This is a genomic window from Streptomyces sp. SJL17-4 (genome assembly GCF_036826855.1).
In the GTDB taxonomy this organism is placed as follows: Bacteria; Actinomycetota; Actinomycetes; order Streptomycetales; family Streptomycetaceae; genus Streptomyces.
On record NZ_CP104578.1, the window covers coordinates 7,058,760 to 7,073,341 of the forward strand.

The following is a 14,582-nucleotide window of genomic DNA, read 5'->3' on the forward strand; positions in this document are numbered from 1 at the left end:
GCCGCGATGTTCCGCCGCACGTTCTGGTTCACGGCCGGCGCAGCCGCCGGCGTGTGGGCCACCGCCAAGGTCAACCGGAAGCTGAAGCAGCTGACCCCCGAGAGCCTCGCCGCCCAGGCGGCGAACAAGGCCGTCGAGACCGGACACCGCCTCAAGGACTTCGCCCTCGACGTGAGGGCGGGCATGGTCCAGCGGGAGGCCGAACTGGAGGAGGCGCTCGGCCTCGACCCGGCCGTCGAGCCGGTCCAGGCCCAGGCCCGGGAGCTTCCGGAGCCGCGCCGCCGGGGCGCGCTCGGCCCCACCCCGCACACGACCACGCATTCAATTCCCACGATCTCGTACAACCGGAATGAGGACCACTGATGGAGTCGGCTGAAATCCGCCGCCGCTGGCTGAGCTTCTTCGAGGAGCGCGGGCACACCGTCGTCCCTTCGGCGTCGCTCATCGCGGACGACCCGACTCTGCTGCTCGTCCCCGCCGGCATGGTGCCGTTCAAGCCCTACTTCCTGGGCGAGGTCAAGCCGCCCTTCACGCGCGCCTCCAGCGTGCAGAAGTGCGTGCGTACGCCAGACATCGAAGAGGTCGGCAAGACCACCCGCCACGGCACGTTCTTCCAGATGTGCGGCAACTTCTCCTTCGGCGACTACTTCAAGGAAGGCGCCATCAAGCTCGCCTGGGAGCTGCTGACCACCCCGGTGGCGCACGGCGGCTACGGGCTGGAGCCGGAGAAGCTCTGGATCACCGTCTACCAGGAGGACGACGAGGCCGAGCAGATCTGGCGCGACGTCGTCGGCGTCCCCGCCGAGCGCATCCAGCGCCTCGGCAAGAAGGACAACTACTGGTCGATGGGCGTCCCCGGCCCCTGCGGCCCGTGCTCCGAGATCAACTACGACCGCGGCCCCGAGTTCGGCGTCGAGGGCGGCCCCGCCGTCAACGACGAGCGGTACGTGGAGATCTGGAACCTGGTCTTCATGCAGTACGAGCGCGGCGAGGGCACCGGGAAGGACGACTTCCCGATCCTCGGCGAGCTGCCGTCGAAGAACATCGACACGGGCCTCGGTCTCGAGCGCCTGGCGATGATCCTCCAGGGCGTCCAGAACATGTACGAGACGGACACCCTCCAGGTCGTCATCGACAAGGCCACCGAGCTCACCGGCGTCGCCTACGGCAAGGCCCACGACAGCGACGTCTCGCTGCGCGTGGTCGCCGACCACATGCGTACGTCCGTCATGCTCATCGGCGACGGCGTCACCCCGGGCAACGAGGGCCGCGGCTACGTGCTGCGCCGCATCATGCGCCGCGCCGTCCGCAACATGCGCCTGCTCGGCGCCACCGGCCCGGTCGTCCAGGACCTCGTCGACACCGTGATCAACACGATGGGCGAGCAGTACCCGGAGCTGGTCACCGACCGCAAGCGCATCGAGACCGTCGCCCTCGCCGAAGAGGCCGCCTTCCTGAAGGCCCTCAAGGGCGGCACGAACATCCTCGACACCGCCGTGACCGAGACCAAGGCCTCCGGCGGCACGGTCCTCTCCGGCGACAAGGCGTTCCTGCTCCACGACACCTGGGGCTTCCCGATCGACCTCACCCTGGAGATGGCCTCCGAGCAGGGCCTCTCCGTGGACGAGGACGGCTTCCGCCGCCTGATGAAGGAGCAGCGGGACCGCGCCAAGGCCGACGCCAAGGCCAAGAAGACCGGCCACGCCGACATGACCTCGTACCGGGAGATCGCCGACAGCAACGGCGCCACCGAGTTCACCGGCTACACCAACACCGAGGGCGAGAGCACCGTCGTCGGTCTCCTCGTCAACGGCGTCTCCTCGCCGGCCGCCTCCGAGGGCGACGAGGTCGAGGTCGTCCTCGACCGGACCCCCTTCTACGCCGAGGGCGGCGGCCAGATCGCCGACCAGGGCCGGATCAAGCTGCACAGCGGCGCGGTCATCGAGATCCGCGACGTCCAGCAGCCGGTCCCGGGCGTCTCCGTCCACAAGGGCTCCGTGCAGGTCGGCGAGGTGACCGTCGGCGCCACCGCGTACGCCAGCATCGACGTCAGGCGCCGCCGGGCCATCGCCCGCGCCCACTCGGCCACCCACCTGACCCACCAGGCGCTGCGTGACGCCCTCGGCCCGACGGCCGCCCAGGCCGGTTCCGAGAACCAGCCCGGCCGCTTCCGCTTCGACTTCGGCTCGCCGAACGCCGTCCCCGGCGCGGTCCTCACCGACGTCGAGCAGAAGATCAACGAGGTCCTCGCGCGCGAGCTCGAGGTCCACGCCGAGGTCATGCCGATCAACGAGGCCAAGCGCCAGGGCGCCATCGCCGAGTTCGGCGAGAAGTACGGCGAGCAGGTCCGCGTCGTCACCATCGGCGACTTCTCCAAGGAGCTGTGCGGCGGTACGCACGTCGGCAACACCGCCCAGCTGGGTCTGGTGAAGCTGCTCGGCGAGTCGTCCATCGGCTCCGGCGTGCGCCGCATCGAGGCCCTCGTGGGTGTCGACGCGTACAACTTCCTCGCCCGTGAGCACACGGTCGTCGCCCAGCTCCAGGAGCTGGTCAAGGGCCGCCCGGAGGAGCTCCCGGAGAAGATCTCCGCCATGCTCGGCAAGCTGAAGGACGCCGAGAAGGAGATCGAGAAGTTCCGCGCGGAGAAGGTCCTCCAGGCCGCCGCCGGGCTCGTCGACTCCGCCCAGGACATCCGCGGCCTCGCCCTCGTCACCGGCCAGGTCCAGGACGGCACCGGCGCCGACGACCTGCGCAAGCTGGTCCTCGACGTGCGGGGCCGCATCCCGTCCGACCGTCCGGCCGTCGTCGCCCTGTTCACCACGGCCAACGGCAAGCCGCTCACGGTCATCGCCACCAACGAGGCCGCCCGTGAGCGCGGTCTCAAGGCCGGCGAGCTGGTCCGTACGGCCGCCAAGGCCCTCGGCGGCGGTGGCGGCGGCAAGCCGGACGTCGCCCAGGGCGGCGGTACCGACCCGGAGGCCGTCGGCGAGGCCATCGCCGCCGTCGAGCGTCTCGTGGTGGAGACGGCGTGACGATGCGTCGCGGCCGCCGTATCGCGGTCGATGTCGGGGACGCCCGGATCGGGGTCGCCTCGTGCGACCCCGACGGGGTCCTCGCCACGCCGGTGGAGACCGTGCCGGGACGTGACGTCCCGGCCGCCCACCGGCGGCTCCGCCAGATCGTCGCGGAGTACGAGCCGATCGAGGTCGTCGTGGGCCTGCCCCGCTCGCTCAGCGGGCGGGAGGGTCCGGCCGCGACCAAGGTCCGTGCCTTCGCGGGGGAGATGGCGAAGGGCATCGCCCCGGTGCCGGTCCGTCTCGTCGACGAGCGGATGACCACGGTCACCGCGACCCAGGGGCTGCGGGCCTCCGGTGTGAAGGCCAAGAAGGGGCGGTCCGTCATCGACCAGGCCGCCGCTGTGATCATCCTTCAGAACGCTCTTGAGTCCGAACGGGTATCAGGTAATCCGCCCGGTGAGGGCGTCGAAGTGGTCATCTGATCGCGATACGGTAACGTTCCGCGCGATGCGGCGGTGTTCGAACAGCTGCCGCACTACGTAGAGGCGGATCGTCCGGAAGCCTCGCGGCTGTTTTGGGGATCGATGACTGAGTATGGCCGGAGCCCCGGCTCCGAACCGTGGCACCCCGGGGACCCGCTGTACGGGGACCAGGGGTGGGAGGGCCAGCAGCAGCACTACCCGCACCCGCAGCAGGCAAACCAGTACGGCCAGGGCGCTCACGGCTACCAGGACCCGTACGGGCAGGGCGGTCAGGCCGGTCAGGTCCCGCAGGGGTACGAGGGCGACCCGTACCAGCAGAACCACCAGCAGCAGCATGCTCAGCAGTACCAGCAGCAGCCGCAGGGGTACGTCGATCCGCAGGCCCAGTACCAGCAGCAGGCGCAGCAGCACGCGGCGCAGCAGCAGTACCAGCAGGCGTACGAGCAGCAGCAGCACCAGCAGCAGTACGGGACGGGGTACCAGGGCCAGGGCGGGTACGACACGCCCGGGCACCTCGGACAGCAGTACGACGGCAACTGGGAGACGGGCCAGGCGGCGATGCCGTACGGCGGGACCCCGGCCGATCCGTACGGCGGCCAGAACCCCGACCTGTACGGCACGCCCGAGGCGTACCCCCCGCCCCAGCCTCCCGGCCGCCGGCAGAACCCGCCGGAGCCGGTGATCGACTGGGCGCCGGAGGAAGAGGCACGCCCGGAGCCGGAGGAGGAGAAGCACCCCTTCTTCACCGGCGATGACCCGGACGACGACGCGTACGACGAGGAGCCGGGCCGTGGCCGCGGCTCCCGCGGCGACGACCGCGAACGCCGGAGCAAGGCGAACAAGCGCAAGGGCAAGAACGGCGTGGCCTGCCTCGTCGTCGCGCTCGTCCTGGCGGGCGGCGTCGGCGGCGTCGGCTACTTCGGCTACCAGTTCTGGCAGGGCCAGTTCGGCGCGGCGGAGGACTACGCGGGCGGCGGCTCGGGCGAGGTCCAGGTCGAGATCCCCAAGGGCGCGCTCGGCAACGAGATCGGCAACATCCTGAAGAAGGCGGGCGTCGTCAAGAGCGTCGACGCCTTCACCTCCGCGCAGCAGAGGAACCCCAAGGGCATCTCGATCCAGGCCGGCGTGTACACGCTGAAGAAGGAGATGTCGGCGGACAGCGCGGTCACGCTGATGCTCAACCCGGTGAGCCAGGCCAACCTCGTCATCCCCGAGGGCAAGCGCAACTCCTGGGTGTACGACACCCTCGACAAACGCCTCGACCTCAAGCCGGGCACCACGAAGGAGATCGCCCGCGCGAAGGCGGACTCGCTCGGCCTGCCCGACTGGGCCAAGAACCACGAGGACGTCAAGGACCCGCTGGAAGGATTCCTCTTCCCGGCGAGCTACCCCGTCGCCAAGAGCAGCAAGCCCGAGGAAGCGCTCCGCAAGATGGTGTCCCGCGCGAACCAGGAGTACGCGAAGCTGGACCTGGAGGAGAAGGCGTCGGCGCACGGCCTGAAGGGGCCGTGGGAGTTGCTGACGGTCGCGAGCCTCGTGCAGGTCGAAGGTAAGTACAAGCATGACTTCGACAAGGTCGCGCGGGTCGTCTACAACCGGCTCAAGCCGAACAACGTGGAGACCGTGGGCCGCCTGGAGTTCGACTCGACCGTGAACTACTTCCGGGGTACGAGCACCCTCGATGTCGGCACGGTGGAGGAGATGCGCAAGATCAAGGACCCGTACAACACGTACGCGTACGACGTGAAGGGCCTCATCCCCGGTCCCATCAGCAACCCCGGCATCGAGGCGCTGAACTCGGCGATGAACCCAGCCGACGGCCCGTGGTACTACTTCGTGTCGATCAACGAGAACAAGACCGTCTTCTCCGTGACCCTCAAGGAACACAACCAGAACGTCGCGGAGTACGAGAAGGAACGGGAAGAGGGCCAGTGAGCAAGCAGCACCGCGCGGCCGTCCTCGGTTCGCCGATCGGCCACTCGCTCTCCCCGGTGCTGCACCGGGCCGCGTACGCCGCGCTGGGCCTCGACGACTGGTCGTACGAGCGCTTCGAGGTCGACGAGGCCGGGCTGCCCGGCTTCCTCAACGAGCTGGACGACAGCTGGGCCGGGCTGTCCCTGACCATGCCGCTCAAGCGGGCGATCATCCCGCTGCTCGACGAGATCAGCGAGACGGCCGCCTCGGTCGAGGCGGTGAACACGGTCGTCTTCCGCGAGGACGGCCGCCGGGTCGGCGACAACACCGACATCCCCGGCATGATCGCCGCCCTGCGCGAGCGGGGCGTCGAGCAGGTGGAGCAGGCGGCGATCCTCGGTGCCGGCGCCACCGCCTCCTCCGCGCTCGCCGCCCTCGCCCGGATCTGCGCGGGGCCCGTCACCGCGTACGTACGGAGCGAGGCGCGCGCCGAGGAGATGCGCGGCTGGGGCGAGCGGCTCGGCGTGGAGGTCCGTACGGCCGCCTGGGACGACGCGGCGGAGGCCTTCGCGTCCCCGCTGGTCGTCGCGACCACCCCCGCCGGTACGACGAACGCCCTCGCGGCGGCCGTCCCCGACACCGTCGGCACACTCTTCGACGTCCTGTACGACCCCTGGCCGACCGCGCTCGCCGCCGCCTGGTCCGACCGCGGCGGCAAGGTGGTCGGCGGCCTCGACCTCCTCGTCCACCAGGCCGTCCTCCAGGTCGAACAGATGACGGGTTGTGCTCCGGCACCGCTGGCGCTAATGCGTACGGCGATTTTGGTGGACACCCCCTGACACAGCAACAGGGGAGGGGACCTGCTGTAGTCGGCAGGTCCCCTGGGCGTACCATCCTGTCGCTTCCGAAGCGTGTTCGTGGGGTTCAGCCACACCAACCTAGAGGGCTCGTGTAGGAAGCCGTGTATATGTTGGAGGAACTCCACCAGCGAGTGGACCCCATGTACTGCACACACTTGCCCGCAGCCTTGACGCGAACCGGTCCGGCATACGAGTTGTAGTTGCCGGGATCCTGGATCCAGCTGCCATCTGCGACGCGAATGCCCGCGTTCACGGGGAGACCTGTCTGTTCGCCGGTAACGACCGTTACTACGCAGTTGTAACCGGTTGAGGAGTTGTAGAGCAGGTAAACGATGGCCTGAGGCCTGTCAGCCGGTACTCCAGGCTGTATGTAGAACCCCAATTCGTGCGAGGACTGGACGTAGTATCCGGAACCGCAGACGCTGACCGGGTTTGATGCAGCAGACGCTGAGGTGGTTAGTCCAATGGTTAGTGCCGCTGTTACGCCGAGCGTGAATAGAGCCTTGGCGATCTTGTGCAAGGTTTCTCCTTTTGCAGGGCGGGAGGCAAAGGCCCCGTGATCGTTCCAGTTTTGTCGGGCCCCCGTCAACGAGCTCTTTGGTCGCACGCATCGTCCAAAGGCTGGACCGGAGACCAGGTGACCACGCCGGACGTGGGAGGATCAGTGATGGCGGGCCAGGGCCGCGCACCCGGTCGCGCCGTCGCAGTACCCAGGCGCGAGCATGAGGAGCATCGTTGAGCAGGTTGCGTTGGCTGACCGCTGGGGAATCCCACGGACCCGCGCTGGTCGCGACACTGGAGGGTCTTCCCGCCGGCGTCCCGGTCACCACTGAGCTGGTGGCGGACCACCTCGCGCGGCGACGCCTCGGCTATGGGCGTGGCGCCCGGATGAAGTTCGAGCAGGACGAGATCACCTTCCTGGGTGGAGTCCGGCACGGGCTCTCCCTCGGTTCCCCGATCGCCGTCATGGTCGGCAACACCGAGTGGCCCAAGTGGGAGAAGGTCATGGCCGCCGACCCGGTCGACCCCTCCGAGCTCAAGGAGACGGGCCGCAACGCGCCCCTGACCCGGCCGCGTCCCGGTCACGCCGACCTCGCCGGCATGCAGAAGTACGGCTTCGACGAGGCCCGGCCGATCCTGGAGCGCGCCAGCGCCCGCGAGACCGCCGCCCGCGTCGCCCTCGGCGCGATCGCCCGCTCCTTCATCAAGGAGACCGCGGGCATCGAGATCGTGTCGCACGTCGTCGAGCTGGCCGCCGCCAAGGCGCCGTACGGCGTCTACCCGACCCCCGCCGACGTCGAGAAGCTCGACGCCGACCCGGTCCGCTGCCTCGACGCCGACGCGTCGAAGGCGATGGTCGCCGAGATCGACCAGGCCCACAAGGACGGCGACACCCTCGGCGGTGTCGTCGAGGTGCTGGCCTACGGCGTGCCCGTCGGCCTCGGCTCCCACGTCCACTGGGACCGGCGTCTCGACGCGCGGCTCGCCGCCGCCCTCATGGGCATCCAGGCCATCAAGGGCGTCGAGGTCGGCGACGGCTTCGACCTCGCCCGCGTGCCCGGCTCGCAGGCCCACGACGAGATCGTGAAGACCGAGGACGGCCTCAAGCGCACCTCCGGCCGCTCCGGCGGCACCGAGGGCGGCCTGACCACCGGTGAGCTGCTGCGGGTCCGCGCCGCGATGAAGCCCATCGCGACCGTTCCGCGCGCCCTCGCCACCGTCGACGTCGCCACCGGCGAGGCCACCCAGGCCCACCACCAGCGCTCCGACGTCTGTGCGGTCCCCGCGGCCGGCATCGTCGCCGAGGCCATGGTCGCGCTCGTCCTCGCGGACGCCGTCGTCGAGAAGTTCGGCGGCGACAGCGTCCCGGAGACCCGCCGCAACGTGCGCTCGTACCTCGAGAACCTGCGCATCCGGTGACCGGCGGTCCCCTGGTCGTCCTCGTCGGGCCCATGGGCTCCGGCAAGTCCACGGTGGGCGCGCTCCTGGCCGAACGGCTCGGCGCGCCCTACCGGGACACCGACGCCGACATCGTCGCCGCCGAGGGCCGTGAGATCTCCGACATCTTCGTCGAGGACGGGGAGGAGCACTTCCGCGCTCTGGAGCGGGACGCGGTCGCCGCGGCCGTCGCCGAGCACGAGGGCATCCTCTCCCTCGGCGGTGGCGCGATCCTCGACGCCGGAACGCGCGCCCTGCTCGCCGGACTGCCCGTGGCGTACCTCTCGATGGACGTCGACGAGGCGGTCAGGCGCGTCGGCCTCAACACCGCGCGCCCGCTGCTCGCCGTCAACCCGCGGCGGCAGTGGCGCGAGCTGATGGAGGCGCGCCGCCACCTGTACAGCGAAGTCGCGCGGGCCGTCGTCACCACCGACGACCGCACCCCCGAAGAGGTCGCGGACGCGGTCCTCGCGGCACTGGATCTGAAGAAGGACGCATGACGACGGACCAGGAAGTCACCCGTATCCACGTCGCGGCCAGCGCCGGAACGGATCCGTACGAGGTGCTGGTCGGCCGGCAGCTGCTGGGCGAGCTCCCGGCCCTCATCGGCGACCAGGCCAAGCGCGTCGCGGTGATCCACCCGGAGGCGCTCGCCGACACCGGCGAGGCGCTCCGCGCGGACCTCGCCGAGCAGGGCTACGAGGCGGTCGCCATCCAGGTGCCGAACGCCGAGGAGGCGAAGACCGTCGAGGTCGCCGCCTACTGCTGGAAGGCGCTCGGCCAGACCGGCTTCACCCGCAGCGACGTCATCGTCGGCGTCGGCGGCGGCGCCACCACGGACCTGGCCGGCTTCGTCGCCGCGAGCTGGCTGCGGGGCGTCCGCTGGGTCGCCGTACCGACCACCGTCCTCGCGATGGTCGACGCGGCCGTCGGCGGAAAGACGGGCATCAACACCGCCGAGGGCAAGAACCTCGTCGGCGCCTTCCACCCGCCCGCCGGGGTCCTCTGCGACCTGGCCGCGCTCGACTCGCTGCCGGTGCACGACTACGTCAGCGGTCTCGCGGAGGTCATCAAGGCCGGCTTCATCGTCGACCCGGTGATCCTCGACCTCATCGAGGAGGACCCGCAGGCGGCCCGTACCCCCGCCGGTCCCCACACCGCCGAGCTGCTCGTCCGGTCGATCAGGGTCAAGGCCGAGGTCGTCTCCGGCGACCTCAAGGAGGCCGGCCGCCGGGAGATCCTCAACTACGGCCACACCCTCGCCCACGCCATCGAGAAGAACGAGCGGTACAAGTGGCGCCACGGTGCCGCCGTCTCCGTCGGCATGGTCTTCGCCGCCGAACTCGGCCGCCTCGCCGGGCGCCTCGACGACGCGACCGCCGACCGGCACCGCGCGATCCTGGAGTCCGTCGGTCTGCCGCTCACCTACCGCGGCGACCAGTGGCCCAAGCTGCTGGAGACCATGCGGGTCGACAAGAAGTCCCGCGGCGACCTGCTGCGCTTCATCGTCCTCGACGGGATCGGCAAGCCGACCGTCCTGGAGAGCCCCGACCCGGCCGTCCTGATCGCGGCGTACGGAGAGGTGTCCGCGTGAGCGAGCCCCGTCCCGTTCTGGTGCTCAACGGCCCCAACCTGGGCCGGCTCGGCTCCCGCGAGCCCGACATCTACGGCGCCACCTCCTACAAGGGGCTCGTCGAGTCCTGCAAGACCCTCGGCGCGGAGCTCGGCTTCGACGTCGAGGTGCGGGAGACGAACGACGAGGGCGAGATGATCCGCTGGCTGCACGAGGCCGCGGACCGCTCGATCCCGGTGGTGATCAACCCGGGTGCGTTCACGCACTACTCGTACGGGATGCGCGACGCGGCCGCCCAGCGGACGGCGCCGCTGATCGAGGTCCACATCTCGAACCCGTACGCCCGGGAGGAGTTCCGGCACACCTCGGTCGTCGCGGCCGTGGCGACCGGGACGGTCGCCGGGTTCGGGATCGGCTCCTACCGGCTGGCGCTGCGGGCGCTCGCCGAGGAACTGACGGGCTGACGGGGCACCAGGGGGAGGCCCCGGCCGTTCCCCTGGTGGGGGCCGTGGGCGGTAACGTTCCGGCGCACCGGATACACCGGATACAACAGGCGTACGAGACGGAGTGGGACCGGATGCAGCACGCAGTGGGGGGTCCGCTGCCACCGCCGGAGCGACCGGGCCGGGCGGCCGGCCCCGGTACCGGCACCGGCTCGGGACCCGTTCCCGATTCCGCTTCCGCGCCCGGGGGCGTTCCCGGGACAGGGACCGGACCGGGAGCCGGGTCCGGACCGGGAGTAGGCACCGCACCCGGAGTCGGGTCAGGACCCGGACCCGTGTCCGCGGCCGGCGGCGCCCCGGGCGACAGCGCCCCCGGCGGGCGTCCGCCGATACCGCCGCCTCCGCCCGGCGCCCCGTACCCGGGTCCGCCCGCCGGATCCCGGCTCGGCGTGCACCCGGCCGTCCAGAGCGGTGCGCCCCGGCCCCCGCAGGCCGCGCCGCACCCGCACTCCGCCCCGCCCCCGCGTTCCGTGCCCCCCGCGGGGCCCGGGACACCCGGCTGGGGCGGCCCCGGAGCCGTACCGCAGCATTCCGGCGGGCCGCAGCACCCGGGTGGGTCGCGGTATCCCGGCGGGCAGCCCCCGCGCGCCGACCTCACCGGACAGGTGCCCCTGCCGCCCGTGAGCGCGCCTCTCGCGCCCGCCGTGGAGCACGGAGGCGGGACCGGGGCGGCGACCCTCGCCGTGCTGCTCATCGGCCCCGCGGGCGCCGGCAAGACCACCGTCGCCCGGCACTGGGCGCAGCGCCGCCGGGTGCCCACCGCGCACATCAGCCTCGACGACGTCCGCGAGTGGGTCTGCTCCGGCTTCGCCGACCCGCAGTCCGGGTGGAACGAGCACTCCGAGGCGCAGTACCGGCTCGCCCGCCGCACCTGCGGCTTCGCCGCGCGCAACTTCCTCGCCAACGGCATCTCCTGCATCGTCGACGACGCCGTCTTCCCGGACCGGCCCGTCGTCGGCCTCGGCGGCTGGAAGCGCCACGTCGGCCCCGGACTGCTGCCCGTGGTGCTCCTGCCCGGTCTGGAGATCGTCCTGGAGCGCAACGCCGAGCGCAGCGGCAACCGGCGCCTCTCGGACGAGGAGGTCGCCGCCATCCACGGCCGGATGGCCGGCTGGTACGGCTCCGGGCTGCCGATCATCGACAACTCCACGTACGACGTCGAGACCACCGCCCGTGTGCTCGACGACGTCCTGGCCCGCGCGATCGCCAGCCCGCCCACCTGGTGACCCCCGGGCCGGGCACCCCGGGCCCGGGAAGCCTGTCCGGCCCGGGGGTGCCCGGCACGGCTCGGCGGGCTTCCTGCCCGGTCGGCCGTTCTGAACAGGCCGCCGCGCCCCGCTCCTCGTACGCTCGGAGCATGTCAGAGGTGTATGCGGACCGCCGTGTACGGCTGCGCGATCGGTGCGCGGCCGCGGGCAGCCCGGCGGCCCTGGTCTCCCGCCCTGCCAACGTCCGCTATCTCGCGGGCGGTTCGCCCTCGGGCGCGGTCCTCCTCGTCGGGCCGGAGCCCGAGGCGGACGTCCTGCTCTGCCCGGTCGCGCCCACCGGCGAACCGGCCGACGGACGGCTCGACGAACTCCTCCGCCGGCAGGTGCTGCCCGCGGGCGGCGGTGATCCGGCCGTCGCCGCCGTCGACCTCGCCCGCCGGGCGGGCGCCGACGAGCTGGCGGTCGAGGAGCACGATCTGACCGTGACCCGGCACCGGGCCATGGGCTCCGTCGCGCCCGGACTGCGGCTCGCCGACCTCGCCTGCGCCGTGGAGCAGCTGAGGATCGTCAAGGACGAGGACGAGATCGCCTGCCTCCGGATCGCCGCCGAGATCGCCGATCAGGCGCTCGGCGAGCTCCTGGAGTCGATCCTGGTGGGGCGGACCGAGCGGCACCTCGCCCTGGAGCTGGAGCGGCGGCTCGTCGACCACGGCGCCGACGGGGCCGCCTTCCCGACCTCGGTGGCGACCGGCCCGCACTCCGGCCGCCGTGGGCACCGGCCCACCGACCGCCGGGTCGAGGAGGGAGATTTCCTTTCCGTCTGCCTCGGCGCCGACTACCGCGGCTACCGCTGCGAGATCGGCCGCACCTTCGTCATCGGGACGACGCCCGCCGACTGGCAGATCGAGCTGTACGAGCTCGTCTTCGCCGCTCAGCGGGCCGGGCGGGAGTCCCTCGCACCGGGCGCCGAGTACCGCGACGTGGACCGGGCGGCCCGCCAGATTCTGGCCTCGGCGGGGCACGGAGAGGCCGCCGTACCCCTTACCGGGCACGGGGTGGGGCTCGAAATCGACGAGGACCCGCAGCTCTCACCCTCGGCCATGGGTAAACTGGACGCTTGTGTGCCGGTCACCGTCGAACCGGGGGTTCACCTCCCGGGACGGGGCGGGGTCCGGATCGATGACACGCTCGTCGTGCGCCAGGAGGCGGACGGCGGACCCGAGCTACTCACCATCACGACCAAGGAGCTGCTCGCGCTGTAGGGCGCGTGCGTCTCCGCGGTCCCACGTCAGTCCAGGAGATTCCGCAACCGTGGCTTCCACGAACGACCTCAAGAACGGCATGGTGCTCAAGCTCGACGGGGGCCAGCTCTGGTCCGTCGTCGAGTTCCAGCACGTCAAGCCCGGCAAGGGCCCGGCCTTCGTGCGCACCAAGCTCAAGAACGTGCTGTCCGGCAAGGTCGTCGACAAGACCTTCAACGCCGGCGTGAAGGTCGAGACGGCCACCATCGACCGCCGCGACATGCAGTTCTCCTACATGGACGGCGACTACTTCGTCTTCATGGACGAGCAGACCTACGACCAGCTCATGGTCGACCGCAAGTCCGTCGGTGACGCCGCCAACTTCCTCATCGAGGGCTTCACCGCCTCCGTCGCCCAGCACGAGGGCGAGGTGCTCTACGTCGAGCTTCCGGCCGCCGTCGAGCTGACGATCAAGCACACCGACCCGGGCGTCCAGGGCGACCGCTCCACCGGCGGCACCAAGCCCGCCACGCTGGAGACCGGCCACGAGATCCAGGTCCCGCTCTTCATCACCACCGGTGAGAAGATCAAGGTCGACACCCGCACCAGCGACTACCTCGGCCGGGTGAACAAGTAACCGTGGCCGCTCGGAGCAAGGCCCGCAAGCGCGCCTTCCAGATCCTCTTCGAGGCGGACCAGCGTGGTGCCTCCGTCCAGGAGGTTCTCGCGGACCAGGTCCGCCACGCGCGGTCGGACGACCGCCAGCCGCCGGTGAACGACTTCACCATGCAGCTGGTCGAGGGCTACGCGTCCCATGTGGCTCGGATCGACGAGCTCATCGCGACCTACGCGGTGGACTGGGACCTCGACCGGATGCCCGTCGCCGACCGGAACATCGTGCGCCTCGGTGCGTACGAGCTGATCTGGGAGGACGGCACGCCGGACGCGGTCGCGATCGACGAGGCGGTGCAGCTCGCCAAGGAGTTCTCCACGGACGAGTCCCCGACCTTCGTCAACGGTCTTCTGGCGCGCTTCAAGGACTTGAAGCCGCGTCTGCGCCGGGACGCGGACGTCTGAGTCCGTAGGGCCTGTCCGACAGGCCCCGGACGTCACCGGCAGTCGAAGGGGCCCGCAGCACTCGTGCTGCGGGCCCCTTCGACGTATCCCGGGCCCCTCGTTCGCGAGGGCGAAAAGCGCCGGGCCCGTGGACGTCGGATGACGTCCACGGGCCCGGCGGTACGTTTCTGCTGGGTCCCCTGAAGGGGTCAGTTCTCCTCGTGGGCGACCGCGCGGCGCGCGTCCGCGTCGAGGACGCCCCAGCTGATGAGCTGCTCGGTGAGGACCGAGGGGGACTGGTCGTAGATGACGGCGAGGGTGCGCAGGTCGTCCTGACGGATCGACAGCACCTTGCCGTTGTAGTCGCCGCGCTGCGACTGGATCGTCGCCGCGTAGCGCTGGAGCGGGCCCGCCTTCTCCTGGGGGACGTGCGCCAGGCGCTCCAGATCCAGAACGAGCTTCGGCGGCGGCTCGGCGGCCCCGCCCGGCGTGGTGCCCGGCAGGAGCTCCTGGACCGGCACCCCGTAGAAGTCGGCCAGCTCGGCAAGGCGCTGCACGGTCACCGCGCGGTCGCCACGCTCGTACGAACCGACCACCACGGCCTTCCAACGGCCCTGGGACTTCTCCTCCACCCCGTGGAGCGAGAGACCCTGCTGGGTGCGGATGGCACGGAGTTTGGCCCCGAGCTGCTTTGCGTATTCGCTGGACATAACGCTCCCGGACGCTGTGACGACATGCGGCTGCGCCGCGCGGCTGGTAACTCACTGTGAGGTTACGCAGCGTTACTCTT

General features: G+C 71.0%; 15 protein-coding genes. 13 read left to right on the top strand and 2 right to left on the bottom strand.

Annotated features, from left to right (window positions below):
• Positions 1-6: 6 nt before the first annotated feature.
• The 5 genes from N5875_RS31825 (at position 7) to N5875_RS31845 (ending at position 6,252) form a co-directional block, all read left to right on the top strand.
• Positions 7-363 carry a DUF6167 family protein gene (locus N5875_RS31825; protein WP_338497641.1) on the top strand — a complete coding sequence of 119 codons (357 nt, stop codon included), beginning with the start codon at positions 7-9 and terminating at the stop codon, positions 361-363.
• Positions 363-3,032 (top strand): alanine--tRNA ligase, encoded by a 2,670-nt coding sequence (alaS, locus tag N5875_RS31830; protein WP_318206781.1) that lies wholly within the window; start codon positions 363-365, stop codon positions 3,030-3,032. The genes N5875_RS31825 and alaS overlap by 1 nt, the downstream gene beginning before the upstream one ends.
• 2 nt (positions 3,033-3,034) lie before the next feature.
• A complete protein-coding gene (ruvX, locus tag N5875_RS31835) occupies positions 3,035-3,499 on the top strand; it encodes a Holliday junction resolvase RuvX (protein ID WP_189832423.1) in 465 nt (154 codons plus the stop codon).
• A 102-nt stretch (positions 3,500-3,601) separates the two neighbouring features.
• Positions 3,602-5,434, top strand: coding sequence for an endolytic transglycosylase MltG (mltG, locus tag N5875_RS31840; protein WP_338497643.1), 1,833 nt, complete (start codon positions 3,602-3,604; stop codon positions 5,432-5,434).
• Positions 5,431-6,252, top strand: coding sequence for a shikimate dehydrogenase (locus tag N5875_RS31845; RefSeq protein ID WP_338497645.1), 822 nt, complete (start codon positions 5,431-5,433; stop codon positions 6,250-6,252). The genes mltG and N5875_RS31845 overlap by 4 nt, the downstream gene beginning before the upstream one ends.
• Before the next feature lie 85 nt (positions 6,253-6,337).
• On the opposite strand, the gene N5875_RS31850 is transcribed toward N5875_RS31845, so the two are convergent.
• Positions 6,338-6,793: a spore-associated protein A gene (locus N5875_RS31850; protein ID WP_338497647.1), complete on the bottom strand. Its 456-nt coding sequence runs from the start codon at positions 6,791-6,793 to the stop codon at positions 6,338-6,340.
• Positions 6,794-7,008: 215 nt separating this feature from the next.
• Here N5875_RS31850 and aroC point away from each other — a divergent pair, with 215 nt between their 5' ends.
• The 8 genes from aroC (at position 7,009) to nusB (ending at position 13,813) form a co-directional block, all read left to right on the top strand.
• The gene (gene aroC / locus N5875_RS31855; protein ID WP_318206778.1) at positions 7,009-8,193 is read left to right on the top strand and encodes a chorismate synthase; all 1,185 of its coding nucleotides are present in this window, start codon (positions 7,009-7,011) and stop codon (positions 8,191-8,193) included.
• Entirely contained in the window at positions 8,190-8,711 is a 522-nt protein-coding gene (locus N5875_RS31860) for a shikimate kinase (RefSeq protein WP_338497649.1), read from the top strand. The genes aroC and N5875_RS31860 overlap by 4 nt, the downstream gene beginning before the upstream one ends.
• On the top strand, positions 8,708-9,805 hold the full coding sequence (gene aroB / locus N5875_RS31865; RefSeq protein WP_318206776.1) for a 3-dehydroquinate synthase: 1,098 nt from the start codon (positions 8,708-8,710) through the stop codon (positions 9,803-9,805). Before N5875_RS31860 ends, aroB begins: the two co-directional genes overlap by 4 nt.
• Entirely contained in the window at positions 9,802-10,248 is a 447-nt protein-coding gene (aroQ, locus tag N5875_RS31870) for a type II 3-dehydroquinate dehydratase (RefSeq protein ID WP_318206775.1), read from the top strand. The genes aroB and aroQ overlap by 4 nt, the downstream gene beginning before the upstream one ends.
• Positions 10,249-10,676: 428 nt before the next feature.
• Positions 10,677-11,513 (top strand): AAA family ATPase, encoded by an 837-nt coding sequence (locus tag N5875_RS31875; protein ID WP_318207359.1) that lies wholly within the window; start codon positions 10,677-10,679, stop codon positions 11,511-11,513.
• 131 nt (positions 11,514-11,644) lie between these two features.
• Positions 11,645-12,757, top strand: a complete 1,113-nt coding sequence (locus tag N5875_RS31880; protein ID WP_338497652.1) for an aminopeptidase P family protein — start codon at positions 11,645-11,647, stop codon at positions 12,755-12,757.
• 49 nt (positions 12,758-12,806) lie between these two features.
• Positions 12,807-13,373: an elongation factor P gene (efp, locus tag N5875_RS31885; protein ID WP_030316297.1), complete on the top strand. Its 567-nt coding sequence runs from the start codon at positions 12,807-12,809 to the stop codon at positions 13,371-13,373.
• Positions 13,374-13,375: 2 nt separating this feature from the next.
• Positions 13,376-13,813: a transcription antitermination factor NusB gene (nusB, locus tag N5875_RS31890; RefSeq protein WP_030316299.1), complete on the top strand. Its 438-nt coding sequence runs from the start codon at positions 13,376-13,378 to the stop codon at positions 13,811-13,813.
• 188 nt (positions 13,814-14,001) lie between these two features.
• On the opposite strand, the gene bldD is transcribed toward nusB, so the two are convergent.
• Entirely contained in the window at positions 14,002-14,502 is a 501-nt protein-coding gene (gene bldD, locus N5875_RS31895; protein WP_015032294.1) for a transcriptional regulator BldD, read from the bottom strand.
• Between the last annotated feature and the right edge of the window lie 80 nt (positions 14,503-14,582).